General features: G+C 71.5%; 17 protein-coding genes. 5 read left to right on the top strand and 12 right to left on the bottom strand.

Annotated elements, in window-relative coordinates; genetic code table 11:
- Positions 1-43: 43 nt before the first annotated feature.
- On the bottom strand, positions 44-319 hold the full coding sequence (locus IB242_RS15210; RefSeq protein WP_192281269.1) for a metal/formaldehyde-sensitive transcriptional repressor: 276 nt from the start codon (positions 317-319) through the stop codon (positions 44-46).
- A 188-nt stretch (positions 320-507) separates the two neighbouring features.
- Between IB242_RS15210 and IB242_RS15205 the strand changes: the two genes are divergently transcribed.
- Positions 508-978: a hypothetical protein gene (locus IB242_RS15205; RefSeq protein ID WP_192281267.1), complete on the top strand. Its 471-nt coding sequence runs from the start codon at positions 508-510 to the stop codon at positions 976-978.
- 146 nt (positions 979-1,124) lie between these two features.
- On the opposite strand, the gene IB242_RS15200 is transcribed toward IB242_RS15205, so the two are convergent.
- The 4 genes from IB242_RS15200 to yihA all read right to left on the bottom strand — a co-directional run bounded on the left by IB242_RS15200 (position 1,125) and on the right by yihA (position 7,722).
- Positions 1,125-1,499, bottom strand: a complete 375-nt coding sequence (locus IB242_RS15200) for a response regulator (RefSeq protein WP_192281265.1) — start codon at positions 1,497-1,499, stop codon at positions 1,125-1,127.
- Complete coding sequence (locus IB242_RS15195) at positions 1,496-4,615, bottom strand: CheR family methyltransferase (protein WP_192281263.1); 3,120 nt, start codon at positions 4,613-4,615, stop codon at positions 1,496-1,498. The genes IB242_RS15200 and IB242_RS15195 overlap by 4 nt, the downstream gene beginning before the upstream one ends.
- 385 nt (positions 4,616-5,000) lie before the next feature.
- A complete protein-coding gene (locus IB242_RS15190) occupies positions 5,001-6,380 on the bottom strand; it encodes a glutamate--cysteine ligase (RefSeq protein ID WP_343237155.1) in 1,380 nt (459 codons plus the stop codon).
- A gap of 697 nt (positions 6,381-7,077) precedes the next feature.
- The gene (yihA, locus tag IB242_RS15185) at positions 7,078-7,722 is read right to left on the bottom strand and encodes a ribosome biogenesis GTP-binding protein YihA/YsxC (RefSeq protein ID WP_192281258.1); all 645 of its coding nucleotides are present in this window, start codon (positions 7,720-7,722) and stop codon (positions 7,078-7,080) included.
- Between the two features lie 297 nt (positions 7,723-8,019).
- On the opposite strand from yihA, the gene IB242_RS15180 reads away from it, so the two are divergent.
- The 4 genes from IB242_RS15180 (at position 8,020) to IB242_RS15165 (ending at position 11,288) form a co-directional block, all read left to right on the top strand.
- Positions 8,020-8,796, top strand: a complete 777-nt coding sequence (locus IB242_RS15180) for a c-type cytochrome (RefSeq protein WP_192281255.1) — start codon at positions 8,020-8,022, stop codon at positions 8,794-8,796.
- A gap of 125 nt (positions 8,797-8,921) precedes the next feature.
- Positions 8,922-9,557, top strand: coding sequence for a thiol:disulfide interchange protein DsbA/DsbL (locus IB242_RS15175; protein WP_192281252.1), 636 nt, complete (start codon positions 8,922-8,924; stop codon positions 9,555-9,557).
- A 74-nt stretch (positions 9,558-9,631) separates the two neighbouring features.
- Positions 9,632-10,453, top strand: coding sequence for a thiol:disulfide interchange protein DsbA/DsbL (locus IB242_RS15170; protein ID WP_192282138.1), 822 nt, complete (start codon positions 9,632-9,634; stop codon positions 10,451-10,453).
- A gap of 94 nt (positions 10,454-10,547) precedes the next feature.
- On the top strand, positions 10,548-11,288 hold the full coding sequence (locus IB242_RS15165) for an endonuclease/exonuclease/phosphatase family protein (protein ID WP_343237164.1): 741 nt from the start codon (positions 10,548-10,550) through the stop codon (positions 11,286-11,288).
- Between the two features lie 341 nt (positions 11,289-11,629).
- Here IB242_RS15165 and IB242_RS15160 read toward each other — a convergent pair whose 3' ends face one another.
- The 7 genes from IB242_RS15160 to mreC all read right to left on the bottom strand — a co-directional run bounded on the left by IB242_RS15160 (position 11,630) and on the right by mreC (position 20,155).
- Entirely contained in the window at positions 11,630-12,844 is a 1,215-nt protein-coding gene (locus IB242_RS15160) for a D-alanyl-D-alanine carboxypeptidase family protein (RefSeq protein ID WP_192281246.1), read from the bottom strand.
- Between the two features lie 91 nt (positions 12,845-12,935).
- Positions 12,936-14,000: a septal ring lytic transglycosylase RlpA family protein gene (locus tag IB242_RS15155; protein WP_192281243.1), complete on the bottom strand. Its 1,065-nt coding sequence runs from the start codon at positions 13,998-14,000 to the stop codon at positions 12,936-12,938.
- Positions 13,997-15,139 carry a lytic murein transglycosylase B gene (gene mltB / locus IB242_RS15150; RefSeq protein WP_192281240.1) on the bottom strand — a complete coding sequence of 381 codons (1,143 nt, stop codon included), beginning with the start codon at positions 15,137-15,139 and terminating at the stop codon, positions 13,997-13,999. The genes IB242_RS15155 and mltB overlap by 4 nt, the downstream gene beginning before the upstream one ends.
- An 84-nt stretch (positions 15,140-15,223) precedes the next feature.
- Complete coding sequence (gene rodA / locus IB242_RS15145) at positions 15,224-16,342, bottom strand: rod shape-determining protein RodA (protein ID WP_192281237.1); 1,119 nt, start codon at positions 16,340-16,342, stop codon at positions 15,224-15,226.
- Entirely contained in the window at positions 16,339-18,546 is a 2,208-nt protein-coding gene (mrdA, locus tag IB242_RS15140) for a penicillin-binding protein 2 (protein ID WP_192281234.1), read from the bottom strand. Before mrdA ends, rodA begins: the two co-directional genes overlap by 4 nt.
- The gene (mreD, locus tag IB242_RS15135; protein ID WP_192281230.1) at positions 18,543-19,028 is read right to left on the bottom strand and encodes a rod shape-determining protein MreD; all 486 of its coding nucleotides are present in this window, start codon (positions 19,026-19,028) and stop codon (positions 18,543-18,545) included. The genes mrdA and mreD overlap by 4 nt, the downstream gene beginning before the upstream one ends.
- The gene (mreC, locus tag IB242_RS15130; protein WP_192281227.1) at positions 19,025-20,155 is read right to left on the bottom strand and encodes a rod shape-determining protein MreC; all 1,131 of its coding nucleotides are present in this window, start codon (positions 20,153-20,155) and stop codon (positions 19,025-19,027) included. The genes mreD and mreC overlap by 4 nt, the downstream gene beginning before the upstream one ends.
- Between the last annotated feature and the right edge of the window lie 80 nt (positions 20,156-20,235).

Raw genomic sequence — 20,235 nt, 5'->3', positions numbered from 1 at the left:
ATGTTGCGCGTGCGTTGATGGCCCGCTCAGGCGCGGGCCCGGATCATTTCAGGTAGGAACGGATCAGCGCGCCCATCTCGCGCACGCGTTCGGCGCGCTGTGCGTCCGAAGCGGCCGGCTGTCCGAACTCCTCGCGCAGATGCGCCTCCATCACCTCGGACATCAGGCCGTTGACCGCACCGCGGATCGCCGCGATCTGCTGCAGCACCGGCCCGCATTCGGCACCGGCCTCCAGCGCGCGGTCGAGCGCGTCGCACTGGCCGCGGATGCGGCGCACGCGGGCAAGCACTTTCTTTTTCTCGTGCGGACTGTGTGGCATGGTCCCGGCCGGAGAGGATGGAATACTGGGGTATAGTATCTGGCGAATCCCTTGGACGCCAGCCGCACGACCGTGAGACGTGTGCTGCGACGGCCATCACGGTCGATCCGCTGGCGCCGGCACCGCGCTGGACACGGGCGCGAGCGGCGGTGAACAATCCGCGCTCCACCGACTCCACGGAAGGTTTCATGACCCACCTGCTGTCCACCCGCTCCACGCTCGCACCGCTGTTGCTGGCCATCGCGCTGACCGGCCTTGCCGGCTGCAAGCCCGCTACCACGGAGACCGCGGCCACCGGCACCGCGCCGGCCGCTGCCGCCGCTGCAACCAGCCTGGATCCGCAGCTGGCCAACCCGCAGGTCGGCGATCTGTGGGCCGCCGAGCTCACCCATTTCTCGGGCGGCGAATTCGGCGAAGGGCGCCAGACCCGCGAAGACGCCTTCGGCCTGATGAAGGTCGTCGAGGTGCAGCCCGACCAGATCGTGCTGATCACCGAAGAAGGCGCGTGGCCGAAGAAGCAGGGGGCGATCAACGACCTGCGTGGCGACCTGGCCGAGGTCAGCTGGGACGAGGAAGAGAAGATCACGCTCAAGAACACCGAACTGGCCGGCCTGGTCGCCGATGGGCGGATCCTGGAAACCCGCCGGCTGGCGCAGTAATCCAGGCGCCACTGCCGGCATCCGGATGCCGGCGCTGCGAACGCCGGGCGCTGCCCGGCGTTCGCGTTCCTGGCGGCAGCGACGATGCACCGCATCCCCGACCGCCGCGTGCTGCACGCCGCAGGCAGGCGCGCCGGTGCGTGCACTCAGGCCGCCCGTGCGGAGCGCCGGATCTGCTGGATCAGTGACGACATGCTGAAGGGCTTCTGGCAGATCGGTGCGCCCGCATACGCGGGATGCAGGCACTGTTCGTCGTAGCCGGTAATCATGATGAACGGGATCGCACGGATCCGCAGCGCATCGGCCACGCTGTGCGACATCTCGCCGCCGAGGTTCACGTCCAGCAGCACGACATCGGGGCCCGCGCCCTCCTCCAGCAGCGCCAGCGCGTCGGAACAGGTGCCGACCATGCCGTCGATGAGCGCGCCTTCTGCGCCGAGCGTGCTGACCACGCTGCTCGCGACCAGGTAGTTGTCTTCCACCACCAGGACATGGATGCCCTGCAGTACTGCGTCGCTCATGTGTCCGCCCCGGCTGTGCCCAGCCTGCGTTGTGGAATGGCGATGGTGCAGACCACGCCATCGGGCTCGAACGCGAGCTCGGTGCGCGCCTGCAGCGTGTGCGACAGCGCCCGTTCGATGAGTTCGCGGCCGAAGCCGCTGCGCTCGGGTGGCGCCGCGATACGGACGCCATGCTCCCGCCAGACCAGAGTGGTCGCGCCCTCGTCGGGCCCGCCCTCCTGCGCCCAGGTGATGTCGACCCGGCCGCCCGGCACGCTCAATGCGCCGTACTTGGCGGCATTGGTCGCCAGCTCGTGCAGGGCCAGCGCGAAGGTCTGCGCGGTATCGAACGGCAGCGCGATGTCCGGCCCCTGTATGCGTGCGCGCTCGGTACCGCCGACCGACTCGAGCTCCTGCCGCAGCACGTCGCCCAGCTTCAGCGCTTCCTGGCTCGCGCGCCCCACCAGGCTCTGGGTGCGGCCGATCGCCTCGAGGCGGCCGAAGAAGCCATCGAGCGCATCGCTGGCGGGCAGCGTCTTGCGGGCGATCGCCTGCACCAGGCCCAGCAGGTTGCGGGTGCGGTGCTGCAGCTCGGCCAGCAGCACCTGCTGCCGTTCCTCGGCCTTGACCAGGGTGGTCACGTCCAGGAAGGTCACCACCACGCCTTCGCGGCGACGCGATCCGTCGACATAGGGCGCGATGCGGACCAGGTAATGCGACGCCGGGTCGCCGCCGCGTGTGCGGCGTTCGATGACCTGGCCGTCCTGCAGGACCGCGTTGAGGTCGCCTGGCAGATTCTCCAGCGCGACCCGGCTGGACAGGTCGGTCACCGGCCGGCCCATGTCGCCGGCGCGGATGTTGAGCACATTGGACACCGCCGGCGTGAAGGAGCGGATCACCAGGTCCTGGTCGAGGAACACGGTGGCCACGTCGGTGGCCTCGAACAGGTTGACCAGGTCGGCGTTGGCGCGGTCCAGCGCATCGACCTTGCCGTTGAGTTCGCTGTTGACGGTGTGCAGTTCCTCGTTGACCGACTGCAGCTCCTCCTTGGACGCCTCCAGCTCCTCGTTGGTGGACTGCAGCTCCTCGTTGACCGAGACCAGTTCCTCGTTGGAGGACTTCAGTTCCTCCAGCGCGGTCTCGTACTCCTCGATCAGCGACTGCAGCCGCTCACGGGTATCGCGCAGCTCGCGCTCGGTCTGCAGCGAGGCGCCGTTCTGGTTGGCCTGCAGCCGCCCGAGCGCCTCCTCGCGGCTCAGCATCGGCCCGTGGTCGTTGAACACGATCATGTACAGCGGCTCGCTGCCGGCGTCGCTGGTGAACGGATCCATGGACAGGCTGAGCATCTGCACGCGACCGCCATCCAGTTCCACCGCGACGCTCTCGCGATGCACGGCGCGGCCGGTCTCCAGCGCCTCGCGCAGCATGTTGCGCAGGTCCAGGCGCAGGTCGCGCCGGGCCAGGGTCAGCAGCTGCCGGGTCGGCGATCCGGCCGGCATCTCCAGGTACTTGCCGGTGCGCGCGGAAAAATAGACGACGTCGCCGTCGCTGTTGACGACCACGTGCGCCGGCGCGAAACGCTCCAGCACGTGCGCGTCGACCGCGTTGCGGAACTCGGCGACGCTGGTCTGCGACGTCCTCGGCCCGAACTCGGCCGCACGCGCGCCGCGCGACAGCGCGGTGGACGGAAACTGCAGGCTGGGCGTGCGCACCGAGCGGCGGCGGAAGATGCGGTGGTGCTTGTCGACCGGCGAGAACAGCTCCTCGAACTGGGTCACGTTCTCGGCCGAGCCCAGGAACAGGAAGCCGTCCGGCTTGAGCGCGTAGTGGAAGGTCGGCATGACCCGGGCCTGCACGTCCGGACCGAAGTAGATCAGCAGGTTGCGGCAGGAAACCAGGTCGATCCGCGAGAACGGTGGATCGCGGATCACGCTGTGCGGACTGAAGATGCACAGGTCGCGGATCTCCTTGGCGACCAGCCGGCTGGGGCCGTCGCCGAATAAGAAGCGCTCCCGGCGCTCCGGGGTGACGCTGTCCAGCAGCGCCAGCGGATAGCGGCCGGTACGCGCTACCGCCAGCGCGCGGTCGTCGATGTCGGTGGCGAAGATCTGCACGCGCGGCACCACCGGCATGCCGTCCAGGCATTCGCGGACCAGCATGGCGATCGAATACACCTCTTCGCCGGTGGCGCAGCCCGGCACCCAGATGCGGACGGTCTCCTCGCGGCCGCGGTCGCGCAGCAGCGACGGAATGACCTGGCGGGCGAGGACCTCGAAGGCCTCCGGGTCGCGGAAGAAGCTGGTGACGTTGATCAGCAGGTCGCGGAACAGCAGCCCCACCTCCTCGGGATCGCTGCCGAGCAGCTGCAGGTAGCCGTCCACCTGCTCGATCTGGCGGATCTGCATGCGGCGCTGCACGCGGCGGACGAAGGTGAGCTTCTTGTAACCGCTGAAATCGTGCCCGACCTGGCTGCGCAGGATCGTGTAGATCTCCGGCAGCACGTCGGTCAACGCACTCTCGTCGCGGCTCGGGCCAGCATGCTGCTGGCGCACATCGTGCGCACCGCGCAGGATCTCCATGAGCTTGGCGCCCATGTCGTGCGCCGGCAGCGCGATGTCGACGAAGCCGGCGGTGATGGCCGCATTGGGCATGTCGGGGTGGCGCGGCCCGAAGGCGTCGTCGATCTGCGCAAGCGTCAACCCACCGGCTTCCTTGATCGCCTTCAACCCCAGGGTGCCGTCGGCGTCGCCGCCGGACAGGATCACCCCGGCGGCCTGTTCGCCGCATTCGCGCGCCAGCTCGCTGAAGAACACGTCCACCGGCTTGCGCTCCTGGTGCGCCGGGGTCTGCCGGTGCACCAGGCGACCGCCTTCCAGCCCCAGCACCACGCCGGGCGGGATGACGTAGACGGTGTCCGCCCGGAGCCGCAGGCCGTCGGTCGCCGCCTCCACGCGCAGTCCGGTGAACCGCGCGAGGATGTCGGGCAGCGCGCTTTCGTGATGTGGGCTCAGGTGGGTGACCACGACGAATGCCATGCCCGGGCGTGCGGGCACACCGCCGAACACCCCCTCCAGGGCCTCGATGCCGCCGGCCGAAGCGCCGATGCCGACGACGGGAAACGCGAGGTCCTGATTCATTACGCCCGCTCATGCCTTGAAGACCGCGTCATGCTCAAGCGTGCCTATCGGGGTGTCAATCGGATGTATCGCGTGAGCGGAAAGATGCGGGAGGGTCCGGCCATGCGCATCGCACACCATTGCGCGCACCACGCCACGCTCACCCTGGATCGACGCACGCATCCGCGCCGCAGGCGACGTGCGGATCGCTGTCCGGGTGCGGGCAACGCAGCTCCGATGCCGGCACCCGCCACCAGCCCGAAGCCGATCGGCGCCTGCGTGTGTGCGCAGGCCTGTCAGTCGGCCGAAATGAGGCGCGGCGGCATACGCCGGCCTGCCAGCCGCGGCCCGGCATGCAGCACCGGCACACGGCCGGGCGCGGTGCATGGATCCCGTCGGGATCGAATCAGTACGCGAACTCGCGGAACACGCGGTCGATGTCGCCGTTCCATGCGCCATGGAACAGGGCCAGCTTGCGCTCGGCCGGGGTCTCGTTGGCCTCGGCGAACTCGATCAGCGGTTCGAGGAAGCGCGATTCGTCGCTGCCCTCGTTGTTCAGGCGCGCGCGCCGGCGCAGGCCGGCCACCGAGATCTTCAGCGCCTCGATCGCCAGATCGCGCACCGTGCCGCCGCGGAACGGCAGCTTCAGCGCGTGCTTGGGCACGCCATCGCGCAGCGCATTGCGCTCTTCGATGCTGAAGTCCCTGACCAGGTCCCAGGCCGCATCCAGCGCGGCATCGTCGTACAGCAGGCCGACCCAGAACGCCGGCAGCGCGCACAGCCGGTTCCACGGGCCGCCATCGGCGCCACGCATCTCCAGGTACTTCTTCAGGCGCACTTCCGGGAACGCGGTGGTGGTGTGGTCCGACCAGTCGCGCAGCGTCGGCAGCTGGCCGGGCAGCACCGGCAGTTTCCCCTTCAGGAAATCGCGGAAGCTCTGGCCGCTGGCGTCGTGGTAGATGCCGTCGCGGTAGGAGAAGTACATCGGCACGTCGAGCAGGTAGTCGATGTAGCGCTCGTAGCCGAAGCCGTCCTCGAACACGAAGTCGAGCATGCCGGTGCGGTCGGCATCGGTGTCGGTCCAGATGTGCGAGCGGTAGCTGAGGTAGCCGTTCGGCCTGCCTTCGGTGAACGGCGAATCGGCGAACAGTGCGGTCGCGATCGGCTGCAGCGCCAGCGACACGCGGAACTTCTTCACCATGTCCGCTTCGGTGGCGTAGTCCAGGTTGACCTGCACCGTGCAGGTGCGGGTCATCATGTCCAGGCCGAGCTGGCCGACCTTGGGCATGTAGGACTTCATGATCTGGTAGCGGCCCTTGGGCATCCACGGCATCTCGTCGCGGCGCCACTTGGGCTGGAAGCCCATGCCCAGGAACCCCAGCTGCAGGGTGTCGGCAACGGTCTTCACCTCGCGCAGGTGGGTGCCCACCTCCACGCAGGTCTGGTGGATGGTCTCCAGCGCCGCGCCCGACAGCTCCAGCTGCCCGGCCGGTTCCAGCGTCACCGAGGCGCCGTCGCGCAGCAGGGCGATGGTGCGGCCGTTCTCCTGCACCGGCTCCCAGCCGAACTGGACCAGACCGGTCAGCAGCGCCTCGATGCCGCGCTCGCCATCGAACGCCGGCGGGCGCAGGTCGTCGAGGCGGAAGCCGAACTTCTCGTGCTCGGTGCCGATGCGCCAGTCCGCCGCCGGCTTCTCGCCGGCCGCGACGTAATCGAGCAGCTGGCTGCGCTGCGTGATCGGGGTATCGGCGACGTGGCTGGGACTCGACAAGGGTGGCGCTCGCACGGAGGGATGCGGCCGGCACGGGCCGGATGGGTGCGCACTATATCGTGCCGACCCCGCTGCCGACGTTGCCGGCGATGGGTCGCAGCATTCCGCTGCGCATGTGCCTGGGCGGCCGCCGGGGTGCAGAAACGCACCGCGATGAACGCCGCCGCCTTGGCGCCCATCCGCGTATCCGCCTGGCGGGCCTGACCGGATGGACCCATGCCGATGATTCGCCTGCGCCGCGGGCGCGGCGTCCGGTCGATCGCCATCGCGCCACCGCAGCTGGCGGTCGCGCTGCGGGGGCGCATGCAAATCGACAACGAGGCGCTGGCCGATGGGGAGATGTTCGCGATCCCCCGCACTGGCCTGGCCGGATCGCCGCGGTCGGCACACCGGCCCCGGACAGCGCCTGTCCCTGCGCCTGACCGTGCCGCCGTGCGAGTGAAGTGCTGAGCGCCGCGCGCATTGTGGAGCCAGCCCCTGCCCCACGACCCGGCCCTTGCCGCTGGCCGTGCCAGCGCCGCTGCCGAGCGCCCACTGGAAGCGCGACGACGCGGCCGGCGGTGCGATCGCCTGCGGCGCGGAGCGTCCGTTGCCGCGCAGGCGCTGGGTGCGGTGCAGCATCGCGCGTGGCGCCGCCGGGCCAGCCGGCTGCATGGGCTCCGCGGCACCCCACGGCCCGGGACGGCGACTGCCGGACCCGGGCATTGGCCGGTCAGGCCTCGGGCGGCGGCGCTTCCTGGGGCGCCGGCGGAGGCAGCAGGTCGAGCCAGCCGTTGACGATCATGCGCGCCTCGTCCACGCCGTGCTTGGACTCGCTGGAAAAGGTCTGCACGCCGACGGTGTCGGCACCGAACACCTTGGCCAGTTCCTTGCGCACCGCCTGCATCGACTGCGCCTGCTGGCCGCGGCCGAGCTTGTCGGCCTTGGTCAGCAGCGCGTGCGCCGGCAGGCCGCGGACCACCGCGTACTGCAGCATCAGGCGGTCGTATTCCTTCAGCGGATGGCGGATGTCCATGACCACCACCAGGCCGCGCAGCGCCTCGCGCTGGCGGAAGTAGCGGTCCAGGAAGCCCTGCCAGTGGGCCTTCAGGTCCAGCGGCACCTTGGCGTAGCCGTAGCCGGGCAGGTCGACGAGATAGCGCTCGGGTGCGACCTCGAAATAGACCAGCTGCTGGGTGCGGCCGGGGGTCTTGGACACGCGCGCCAGCGCGTTCTGGCGGGTCAGCGCATTGAGCGCGCTGGACTTGCCGGCGTTGGAACGGCCGGCGAAGGCGACTTCGTGGCCGCCATCGGCGGGCAGCTGGGCCGCGGTATGTGCCGAGCACAGGTACCGGGCTCTCTCGAGTGGATTGAACATGAGTATAGGATCGCATGCCCGGGCCGCGGGCACCGGCCGGACGTGCGATCCGGCCGCGGGCATGGCACTGTGCATGGGCGGCGCCGGGGGGAACGGGCGTCCGCCGGCGCGGCCGGAGATGGCTGTCGCGCGGGTCAAGCGGAGGGTGCACCGGTGGGCCGGAAGGCGGCGGGGGCATGGACGTTATGACACCCCCCGTTTCGTTGACCCACCCATGCCTGCATGCGGATAATCCAGCCGCTACGCGGCCGTTCAGCCCCAAGCGACCGTCCCGTTCAGATGTTCCCGGAGCTCAGCATGCGCCACGCTCGTGTTTTTGCCCTCGCAGGATTGGCTGCCGCGATCACCGCGGTCGCCGCCTATGCCCAGACCACGGTGGTCCCGGTCCCGGACAATGTCCCGGTCCAGGAAGCCCCGCTCGAAATCGACCTGAGCAAGACCCAGTGGGGCGATGCCGAGGCCGGTGCCGGCAAGGCCGCCGCCTGCGCCGCCTGCCATGGCGCGGACGGCAACCCGGCCGATCCGATGTATCCGCGCATCGCCGGCCAGAGCGAGCGCTACATCGCCCACCAGCTGGCCCTGTTCGCCAGCGGCGAGCGCCATACCGGCCTGGCCGCGGTGATGGCGCCGTTCGCGCAGTCGCTCAGCCCGCAGGACATGCGCGATGTCGGCGCCTACTTCGCCACCCAGAAGTCCGGTGCCGGCGTGGCCGACGATGCCGAGGTCACCGAAGGCCGTTATGCCGGCCTGAAGTTCTACGAGATCGGCCAGCAGCTGTACCGCGGCGGCGATCCGGAACGCGGCATCCCGGCCTGCCTGGCCTGCCACGGCCCGTCCGGCGCCGGCAATCCCGGCCCGTCGTATCCGCACGTGGGCGGCCAGATGGCCGAATACACCGCGCGCCGCCTGCAGGAGTATCAGGCCGGCGTCACCAGCGAGAAGAACCCGGCCCTGTTCAATGTCATGGCCCAGGTCACCAGCAAGCTGACCGAACAGGAGATCGGCGCGCTGGCCAGCTATCTGCAGGGTCTGCACGACCGTGCCGACGAAGCGCAGGCGCCGCCGAAGTCGTGAACTTCGCGGCGCTGACGCGGTCCTAGCAGCGTCGTCCCTCTCTCGCTAGTCTTGCGCCGGCCCCATGGCCGGCGTCATTTTTTCCGTTCCGCGCCGATCGCGCCCCGCTCCAGGACCCCCATCCGATGAAAGCCCTGCTGTCCGGCCTGCTGCTCGCCGCCCTGGCGCTGACGCCGTTCTCCTCCCGTGCGGCCGAGACCCCGGTCGTCGGCCGCGACTACGTCGAGATCGCCGACGGCAAGCCGTATGCGGCCGGCGCCGGCATCGAGGTCGCCGAGGTGTTCGGCTACACCTGCCCGCACTGCGCGCACTTCGAGCCGCAGCTGCGGGCATGGAAGGCCACGCTGCCCAAGGACGTCCGCTTCGTCGCCGTCCCGGCCGCGTTCGGCGGGGTCTGGAACACCTGGGCGCGGGCGTACTTCGCCGCCGACAACCTCGGCCTGAGCGCGCGCACCCACCAGGCGGTGTTCGACGCGATCCACGAACGCGGTGCGCTGCCGCGCAATCCCAGCCACCAGGAACTGGCCACGTTCTACGCCGGCCACGGCGTCAGCGCCGAAGCGTTCCAGGCCGCGCTGTCGGACCCGAAGGTCGACGGGCAGCTCGATGCCGCCGCCGCGTTCGCCCGCCGCTCGGGCATCGAGGGCACCCCGACCGTGATCGTCGCCGGCCGCTACCGCGTGCTCGGCCACGACTTCGACGACATGCTGCGGATCGCTGACTGGCTGATCGCGCGCGAGCGCGGCGCCAAGGCCCGCTGATCGCGCCGGCGTCGCCGACCCTGCGTTGACGGGCTGTGCCCGACCCTAGCTTCCCCAGGAGACCACCCATGAACATCCGCTCCCGCCTGAGCCTGTCCCTGCCGCTGCTGCTGGTGCTGGCCGCCTGCTCCAACTCCGAGGCCCCCGCCCCGGCCCCGGCGACCACCGAGGCCCCCGCCGCCGCCCAGGCGCCGGCCGCCGCGCCCGATGCCGCCGCCGGGACCACCGCGCCGGCCGCCGGCGAACCGGCCGCCACCGAGGCGGCTGCACCCGCCGAGGCCGCCGCACCGGCCCCGGCCCCGGCGCCGCCGAGCGGACCGGCCCCCGTCGCCGGCGTGGACTATGTCGAGATCGCCGGTGGCCAGCCGTTCCAGGCCACCGCCGGCAAGATCGAGGTCGCCGAGGTGTTCGGCTACACCTGCGGCCACTGCGCCCAGTTCGAGCCGGTGTTCAAGGCGTGGAAGGCGCGCCAGCCGGCCGACGTGCAGGTCACCCTGGTGCCGGCCGCGTTCGGCGGGTTCTGGCTGCCGTACGCCCGCGCGTTCTACGCCGCCGAGGCGCTGGGCGTGCAGGAGAAGACCCACGACGCGGTGTTCGCCGCGATCCACCTGCAGCGCACCCTGCCGGTCGGCAACAACGTCGGCGCCGCCGACATCGCGCCGTTCTATGCCAAGCAGGGCGTGGACGCCAAGCAGTTCACCGATGCGTTCAACAGCTTCGGCGTGGACGCCAAGCTCAACCGCGCGCGCCAGTTCGCGGTGAAGACCAAGATCGAGGGCACCCCGTCGCTGGTGGTCGCCGGCAAGTACACGATCTCGGTCGACCAGCAGGGCTTCGAGAAGATGCTGCGCACCGCCGACTGGCTGGTCGCACAGGAGCGTGCCGGCGCGCGCTGAGCGCGTCGCCGCCCCGCACATGGGCACCCCCGCGCCCGTGGAATCCGCCCTGACGCCGCCCGCCACCGATGTGGCGGGCGCGCGCACCCTGCGCGTGCTGAGCGCCAACATCCAGGCCGGCTCCAGCACCCGCCGCTACAGCGACTACGTGACCCGCAGCTGGTCGCATGCGCTGCCGGTGGGCAGCAAGCGCACCAGCCTGGACACCATCGCCCAGCTCGCCAGCCAGCACGACATCGTCGGCCTGCAGGAAAGCGACCCGGGCAGCCTGCGCTCGGGCTTCACCAACCAGACCCATTACCTGGCCCAGCGCGCGGGCTTCCATTACTGGACCCACCAGCCCAACCGCAGCGTCGGCGGCGTGGCCTCCAGCGCCAACGGCCTGCTGAGCCGGTTGGAGCCGGTGCGCACCCAGGACCATGCCCTGCCCGGCCGGATCAAGGGCCGCGGCGTGCTGCTGGCGCACTTCGGCGACGATGCGGTCGGCCTGACCGTGGCGGTGGCACACCTGTCGCTGGGCGCGAAATCGCGGCATGCGCAGCTGTCGTTCATCGCCGAGATCCTCAAGGACCATCCGAACGCGGTGCTCATGGGCGACTTCAACTGCCTGGCCGACCAGCCGGAGATGGAGGTCCTGTACCGCAACACCGGGCTGCGTCCGCCGGACTGCGTGGTCCCGACCTTCCCGAGCTGGCGCCCGCAGCGGGCGATCGACCACATCCTGATCAGCGGCGAGCTCACGTGCTCCGGCGCCCGCGCGCTGCCGGCGGCGTATTCGGACCACCTGGCGCTGGCGATGGACATCGAAGTGCCGGAGCGCGCACTGCGCACCTGAGCCGGCCGCGGCGCGCCCGCCGGGCTGCCGCGGTCGACACGTTGCCAGACCGGGTCGCCCTGCATCGTCGCCGATGCAGGCGTCGCCGCGGTTCCTGCCCCTCCGGGCGGACATCCCCACCAGCGGCACATGCCGCGCGCGATCCCCGCCTGCCGTGGCGCGCAGCGCCGCAGGGGTCGCCGGCTTGCACACGATCCAGGCGCGGTGCGTGGTCGCGGTCGACGGCCAGGCACATCGACGTCGCAGCCAGCCGCCCCGACGTGCGCCGCCCGGTTTCCAGCCGCCAAAACGAAGCGCGGCCCCGAAGGGCCGCGCGGCAACACCGTGACGGGCAGCGGACCTCAGTCCGACTCCCACCACATCCAGAACGCATCCCACAGGCGCTTGAAGAAGTTGCCTTCCTCGACCGCCGACACCGCCACCAGCGGCGCCTGCGCGACGACCTCGCCATCCAGGGTCAGCTTGACCGTGCCGATGGCCTGGCCGGCGGCGATCGGGGCGACCAGGTTCTTCGGCACGTCCATGGTCGGCTTCAGTTCGGCATAGCGGCCGCGCGGCACGCTGACCAGCAGCGGCTCGGCCACGCCCAGCTGCACCTCGCCGGCCTTGCCCTTCCAGACCTTCTGCTGGGCCACGACCTTGCCCGGCTCGTACAGCTTGTGGGTCTCGTAGAAGCGGAAGCCCCAGTTCAGCAGGGCCAGGCTGTCGTCGGCGCGCTGGCGCTCGGACGTCGAGCCCATCACCACCGCGATCAGGCGCTGGTCGCCACGCTGGGCCGAGCTCATCAGGCAATAGCCGGCGCCCGAATGGTGGCCGGTCTTGATCCCGTCCACGCTCTGGTCGCGCCACAGCAGCAGGTTGCGGTTCGGCTGGGTGATGCCGTTGACCGTGAACTCGCGGATCTTGTTGTAGCCGTATTCCTTGGGATGGTCGCGGACGAAGGCGCGGCCCAGGCGGGCCAGGTCGTGCGCGGTGCTGTAGTGCTCCGGCGCCGACAGGCCATGGGCGTTGACGAAGTGGCTGCCGGTCATGCCGATCCGCGCCGCATAGCTGTTCATCAGGTCGGCGAAGGCCTCCTGGGTGCCGGCGACGTGCTCGGCCAGGGCGATCGCGGCATCGTTGCCGGACTGCACCGCCATGCCCACTTCCATGTCGCGCAGCGGGGCGCGCTGGTTGACCGGGAAGCCGCTGTAGCTGCCGTCGGTGCGGGCGCCGCCCTCGCGCCAGGCGCGCTCGCTCATCAGCACCTGGTCGTCTTCCTTGACCTTGCCGTTGGCGATCTCGGCGGCGATCACGTACGAGGTCATCACCTTGGTGATGCTCGCCGGCTCGACCCGGGCGTCGATGTTCTCGCCGGCCAGGACCTGGCCGGTGGCGTAGTCCATCACCAGCCAGGCGGTGGCCGCCGCCGGCTTCGGCGCGGGCGGCACCGGGACCGCGGCGGGAGCGCCTGCGGCGGCGGGCGGCTGGGCCTGCGGCTGCGGGGTGGGCGCCTGGGCGGACACCAGGCCGAAGGCGAAGGTGGCCAGGGCGGCGACGGCGAAACGGGACTTCATGCGACTGCGGACTCCTGCAGGTGCCGGTGGAACGGAAGGAAGCGGGAAAACACGGGAAAACGGCAGCGATTGTATCGACAGCGCGGCGGCATCACTCACGCACCAGCTGCGGGGTCCCGAATCCGAGACCGGCGATGCGGCCGGCAAGTTCCGCGGCATCGACGCCGGCGGACGCCACGCGCAGCCGCCACAGCGGGCGGCCGCCGGAGGTCGCGTCGTCCAGCCGGGCCCCGGCGATGCCGGCGGCCAGCAGCCGCTGCAGCGCGCGCTGCGCGTTGTCCTGGCTGGAGAAACTGGCGACCTGCAGCAGCGCGCCGGGCGCCGCGGCCGGCAGCGCCTGCACCAGCTGGTCCATCGCGGTGGCCGGCGTCGCCGGTGCGGTGCTGGCCGCGGCCGGGGCGGCCCGCGTCGGGGCGGCCGCCACCGGCGCGCTGCCGCGGCGGCGGGGGCCGGCGACCGGCGCATCGGCATCGCCGGGCTGCAGCGCGCGCACCTCGACCCGGCCGGTGCCGCGCTGGACGATGCCCAGCCGCACCGCGGCCGCGTAGCTCAGGTCGACCACACGACCCTCGTGGAACGGGCCGCGGTCGTTGACCCGCACCACCACCGACTCGCCGTTGTCCAGGTTGGTCACCCGGGCGAAGCTGGGCAGCGGCAGGGTCTTGTGCGCGGCGGTGAAGGCGTACATGTCGTACACCTCCTGGTTGGAGGTGCGCCGGCCATGGAACTTGGCGCCGTAGTACGAGGCGGTGCCCTGCTCGACGTAGCCATGCGGGCGCTCGAGCACGCGGTACTGCTTGCCCAGCACGGTGTAGGGCGAGCGGTTGCCGACCGGCGAGCGCGGCTCGTCGACGACCAGCGGCTCGGGGATGCAGGCCACGTTGGGCACGTACTCGGGCGTGGTGTCGCGCACGCCGGGCTTGTACAGGCCGCCGGCGACGTAATCGCCACGCGTGGACGGGTCCTCCTGCGCGGCCGCGTACGGCGAGCCTTCGGGGCAGCCGGCAGGCGGCTTGCCATGCGCGTTCTTGCCGCCGGCGACCTGCTTGCCGGCACCGCCGTGCATGGACGGGCCCTGCTTCTTCGGCGCGCTGCCGCAGGCGCTCAGCGCCAGCACCGCCACGACGCCCAGCCACGGCAGCAGGCGCCGCCTCATGCCGGCGGCAGGTCCTTGCCGGCGATCGCCTCGGACAGCTGGAACACCGCCATCGCGTACATCTTGGAGATGTTGTAGCGGGTGATCGCGTAGTAGTTCTGGAACCCCAGCCAGTACTGCGGGCCGGCCGCGCCGACCAGCGACACCGGCGTGGCGGTCAGCCCGTCCGGCACCGGCTGCTGGGCGGTGTAACCACGCGCGGCCAGGTCGGCGAGGCTGTGGGTGGGCGCCCATTCGGTCGGGTCGAACGGCTCGCGGCCGGCGGCCAGCGTGGCCGGCACGGCGATCGGGCCGCCGGGAACCCAGCCGCCCTTCTTCACGAAATAGTTGGCGACCGAGGCGAATACGTCGTCGAGGCTGCCGAACAGGTCGCGGCGGCCGTCGCCGTCGCCGTCCACCGCGAAGTCGCGGTAGCTGGACGGCATGAACTGGCCCATGCCCATCGCGCCGGCATAGCTGCCCTTGAGCGCGGTGATGTCCAGCTGCTCCTCGCGGCCCAGCGCGAACAACTGCGCCAGTTCATCGCGGAAGAACAGCTCGCGCCGGACCTCGCGCTCGAGCCTGGCCGGGTCGCCGCTGCGCGGATAGCGGAACGCCAGCGTGTACAGCGCATCGAGCACCGAATGCCGCCCGGTGTTGCCGCCGTAGCTGGTCTCCACGCCGATGATCGCCACGATCACCTCGGCCGGCACGCCGGTCTGTGCCTGCACCCGCTCCAGGCTGGCGCGGTGCTGGGCCAGGAAGGCGCGGCCGCCGTCGATGCGGGCCTGGCTGATGAACATCGGCCGGTACTCGTGCCACGGCTTGACCCGCTCGGCCGGGCGCGACATCAGCGCGACCACCGAATCCAGGAACTGCGCCTTGCCCAGCGTCGCCTCGATCTCGGCGGCGGGAATGCCGTAGCGGGCCGCGGTATCACGCACGAAGTTGGCGCGCGCGGTCTCGAACGGCACCGGCGTCAGGTCGACCGGCGGCGCGGTCGCCGGAGCGGCCTCGGGCACCGCTTCGGCAGGCACGCTGCTGGCGGTGGCGACGACCGCGGTGGCCGGCGGCGTCGGACTGGACGCGCCCCCGTCGGACGGCGTGGCGCAGGCCGCGAGGGTGGTGGCGATCAGGCTGAAAAGCGCAGGTTTCATCATGCGCGCAGAGGCTAGCATGTTGCCCCCGATGCGGGGACCCATGCCCGGCGCGGATCGTTCAGCGATCACGCACCGGACATGCGCTCAGGACACGTGCACCGGACGATAGCTGCGTACCGCCATCACCAGGCCGATGCCGGCCAGCAGCGACACCGCCGAGGTGCCGCCGTAACTCAGCAGCGGCATCGGCACCCCGACCACCGGCAGCAGGCCGGAGATCATGCCGCCGTTGACCAGCACGTAGACGAAGAACGCCAGCCCCAGCGAGCCGGCCAGCAGACGTGAATAGGTGTCGCGCGCCTCGACCGCGATCCACAGGCAGCGGCCGATGACGAACAGGTACAGCGCCAGCACCGTGGCCACGCCGACCCAGCCGAACTCCTCGCTGAGCACGGCGAACACGAAGTCGGTGGTCTGCTCGGGAATGAAGTTCAGATGCGACTGGCTGCCCTCGCCCCAGCCCTTGCCGGTGAGGCCGCCGGATCCGATCGCGATCTTGGACTGGATGATGTTCCAGCCGGTACCGAGCGGGTCGCGCTCGGGTTCGAGGAAGGTCAGGATGCGGTCCTTCTGGTAGGGCCGCAGGAACCACAGCCAGGCCGCCGGCGCCGCCGCGGCCACGCCGCCGACCGCCACGCCCACCCACCACCACGGCAGGCCGGCCAGCAGCAGCGCGAACACGCCGCTGGCGCCGATCAGTACGGCCGTGCCGAAGTCGGGCTGGAGCATGATCAACGCGGTCGGCACCGCGATCAGCACGGCGGCGGTGAGCACGGTGCCGAAACGCGGCGGCAGCGGCCGCACATGCAGGTACCAGGCGATCATCATGGGCAGCGCGATCTTCAACAGCTCCGAAGGCTGCAGGAAGAACACGCCCAGGTTCAGCCAGTGCCGGCCGTGCTTGCCGGTACCGATCAGCAGCACCGCGATCAGCGGCAGCAGCGACAGTGCATAGATGGCCGGCGACCAGGCGCGCAGGCGCATCACCGGCAGACGCGACAGCGCCCACATCGCGACCAGGCCGACCGCGAAACGCGCGCCCTGCGCCTTGATCAGGGCCGGCCCGCCGCTGGCGCCACCGGCGCTGTACAGCACCGACAGGCCGATGCCCATCAGCGCGCCCAAGGCCAGGCACAGCGGCCAGTCGAGCGTGCGCGTGGCGCGCCCGCCGATGTCGACCAGCCAGCGCAGGAAGTCGTTCATCGCGCGCCTCCATCGTCGCCGGGCGGGACGGTCGGCGCGTCCGGCTCCACCGGTGTGGAAGCGGGCGCGGGAGACGGCGCCTGCCCCTCCATGACGGGTGCGGGCGCCCCGCTCGCGCCCGGAGCGGTGGCCGGCGTGCCCGGCGGCGGAATGCCGTGCAGCCGTGCCCAGTTGCCGAAGCCGTTCGGCGAGGGGTCGCGGTCGCTGGCCACGATCACGCCACGCGACGGCGGCGCCGGCACCACCTCGGGACCGGCCGCGGCCTCCGTGGTTCCAGCCGCCTCCAGTGCCGCGCTGCAGGCCGCGTCGCCGGCACTGCAGGCGACCGCCGGCGCGGCGGCGTCGATCGGCTCCAGCCCGGCCGGCAGCTTGCCCAGCAGCCAGGCGTCGAAGATCGCGCGTGCGATCGGCGCGGCGGTGCTGCCGCCGTAGCCGCCACCCTCGACCGCCACGGCCACCACGATCTGCGGATCGTCGGCCGGCGCATAGCCGACGAACAGCGCGCGGTGGCGCAGGTGCATCGGCAGGCTGCGTGGGTTGACCGCAGCCGTGCCGCGGCGGCTGACCACCTGCGCGGTGCCGGTCTTGCCGGCGATCTGGTACGGGATGCCGACGCCGATCGGGCGTGCGGTGCCGCCCGGGCCGTGCACGGTCATCACCATGCCCTCCTGCACCACCTTCACGTTGTCCGGGCGCTCGCTGATCAGGCTCGGCGCCGGCTGTTCCAGCGGCGTCCACGCCGCATCGAAACGGTCGCGGCGCGCATCGACCAGATGCGGCCGGTGCATCTGCCCGGCATCGGCGATCGCACCGGTGGCGCGCACCATCTGCAGCGGGGTGACCTTCCAGTCGCCCTGGCCGATCGAGATGTTGACCGTATCGCCCGGGTACCAGCGCTCGCGGCGGTTCTTCAGCTTCCAGGCCGGGCTGGGCAGGATGCCGCTGGTCTCGCCGGCCAGGTCGATGCCGCTGGGCTGGCCGAAGCCGTAGCGCAGCAGGTACTCCTCGACCCGGGCGATGCCCATGTCCAGCGCCAGCTGGTAGTAGTAGGTGTTGACCGAATCGGCGATCGATTTGCGCGCATCGGTCCAGCCATGGCCGCCGCGGTGCGAATCGCCCCAGCCGCGGCTGGTGCCGGGCAGGTAGAACATGCCGGTCGACAGGGTGCGGTCCTCGGGCCGGCGCACGCCGCTGTCCAGGCCGGCCAGCGCCAGCAGCGGCTTGAGCGTGGAGCCGGGCGCGACACCACCGAGCACGGCGCGGTTGAACTGCGGGCGCGAGGGGTTGTCCATCAGCGCGCGGTAATCGGCGTGCGAGATGCCGTTGACGAACAGGTTGGCGTCGTAGGACGGCAGGCTGACCATCGCCAGGATCTCGCCGGTACGCGGATCCATCGCCACCGCGGTGCCTTCCAGCTCGCCGAACGCGGCCACGATCGCGCGCTGCAGCTCGGCGTCCACCGACAGGCGCAGGTCGGCGCCGGACACCGCCGGCACCCGGCCGACCGTACGCAGCGCGCGGCCCTGGACGTTGGTCTCGATCTGCTCGTAGCCGACCTTGCCGCGCAGCAGGGTCTCGTAGGAGCGCTCGATGCCGGTCTTGCCGATGTGGCTGAGCGCCGCACCACCGTCGCCGAGCTGCTCCAGGTCCTTCTCGTCGATCCGGCCGACGTAGCCGATCACGTGCGCGAACAGGTCGCCGTAGGGGTAATGGCGGGTCAGGTAGGGCTCGAGCTCGACGCCCGGAAAGCGCCAGCGGTTGACCGCGAAGGCGGCCATCTCCTCGTCGCTCAGCCGCATCTTCAGCGTGATCGGCCGGAACCCGCGCGCGCCCTTGCGCTCGTTGCGGAAGTGCGTGACCTCGTCCTCGGACAGCGGGATCACCTGGCCGAGGTCGGCCAGCAGCCGGTCCAGGTCGCCGGCCTTGTCGGGGGTGACGTCCAGGCGGAATGCCGGCAGGTTCTCGGCCAGCAGCCGGCCCTGGCGGTCGTAGATCATGCCGCGCGCCGGCACCACCGGACGCGGCCGGATCCGGTTGGCTTCCGAGCGGGTGGCGTAGTCGGCGTGGTCGACCACCTGCAGCTTGAAGTACCAGATCGCCAGGCCGACCAGCGACACCGCCACGGCCAGAAAACCCAGCGCGGCGCGGCGCCGGAACTGGTCGGCCTCGGCGTGCGGGTTCTTCAGCGGACGGCGGCTGCTCATCGGTCGCGCCGGCCGAGCCGCAGCGCATCCAGCAGCAGGAACAGCGGCGGCCACAGCAGCACGCCCAGCAGCGGCGCCCACCAGTAGGTCCACGGCAGCACCGGCTGGCCCAGGACCAGATGGATCGCCGCATCGATGATGCGGTCGTTGAGCAGCAGCGCACCGACCGCCAGCGCCTGCTGCGACAGCGGGAAGAAACGCAGCCGCGCGCGGAAGCGCTGCAGGATGAAGGTCATCATCACCAGCCGCAGCGCCTGCTCGCCGAGCAGGCCGGCGTAGGCGATGTCGGCCGCCAGGCCGACCGCGAACGCCAGGCCCAGGCCGGCGCGGGTCGGCGCCTCGATCACCCAGTACGCCAGCACCAGCGCCAGCCAGTACGGCCGCAGCGGCGCCACCACCTCGGGCAGGGGCAGCAGGCCCAGCAGCAGCGCCACCGCCAGGCTGGCCGGCAGCACCCAGCCGCCATCGCGCAGGCGGCTCATGGCTGCACCTCCGGCCGCACATCGGCCGCCGGCGGTGTGGCTGCGGGCGGTGTGGTCGCCGGCGCCGGGGGCGTGGTGGCGGGCGGAGCAGCCGCCGGGCGTGATGCAGGCGCGGACGCGGCCGGGCGACGGCCGGGGTCGGCCACCGGCACGCCGCTCGGCGCGGGTGCGGTCGGGTCACGGGGCGCCGGTGACGCCGCAGCGGCCCCGGTTCCGTCCGTCGCGGCGGGCGCATCGCCGTCGGCGGGCGCGGCCTCCTCGTCCAGGGCCTCGCCATGCGGCAGGCGCAGCGGGGCGCCGGCGCGCAGCAGCAGCACGTCGCGGCCGCGGTCGAGCTGGGCGGCCGGGGTCAGCTCGCCGATCAGGAAGGCCTGGCTCTCGTCCGGGCGCAGGGCCGAGATCGTGGCCACCGCGAAGCCGGCCGGAAACCGCCCGCCCAGGCCCGAGGTGACCAGCTGGTCGCCGACCTGGACGTCGCGGTTGAGCGGCACGTCGCGCAGTTCCAGCCGGTCGCCCCGGCCATAGGCGATCAGGCGCACGCCGTTGCGCGCCACCACCACCGGCACCGCATGGTCCGGATCGGTCAGCAGCAGCACGGTCGAGCTGACCGGGGTGACCTGGATCACCTGCCCGAGCAGGCCGCCGGCGTCGATCACCGCCTGGCCGGCGTGCACGCCCTGGCGGCTGCCGACCGCCAGCACCAGGCGCTGCCGCGACGGGGCCAGGTCGATGTCCAGGATCGGCGCCAGCTGCACGTCCAGGCCGCTGCGCTCGGCCTCGCCCAGCAGCGCGCGCAGCTGCGCGTTGTCGACCGCGGCGGTGCCGAAGCGGGCCAGGCGCGCGTTGGCGACCAGCAGCTCGTTGCGCAGGGTGCGGTTTTCCTCGATCAGGTCGTCGCGGACGGCCAGGCCGTCCTGCAGCGCGTTGCCGAGCCGGCCGGGCAGGCCGGCGATCGACCACAGCGGCTGGACCAGCACGCTGGCGTGCAGCCGCAGCTCCTTCATCCAGCCGCCGCGATGATCGAGCGCGAGCAGCACGATCGCCAGCGCCAGATACGCCAGCAGACGCAGGATTCCCGGCGTGTCACCGGGACGGGCGGCGCTGGAGGAACCGGGGTAGGACGACACAGGCGCGGATCGGACCGGGGATCGGGCCGCGTCGGACGCGGCGGGAAAGGCAGTATGGCGTCCGTGGAACGGCCCCGCGA

This window comes from Xanthomonas sp. XNM01, from assembly GCF_014851915.1.
Taxonomy (GTDB): domain Bacteria; phylum Pseudomonadota; class Gammaproteobacteria; order Xanthomonadales; family Xanthomonadaceae; genus Pseudoxanthomonas.
The sequence above is the reverse complement of the archived record's forward strand: the minus strand, read 5'-3'. Positions and strand labels throughout refer to the sequence as shown.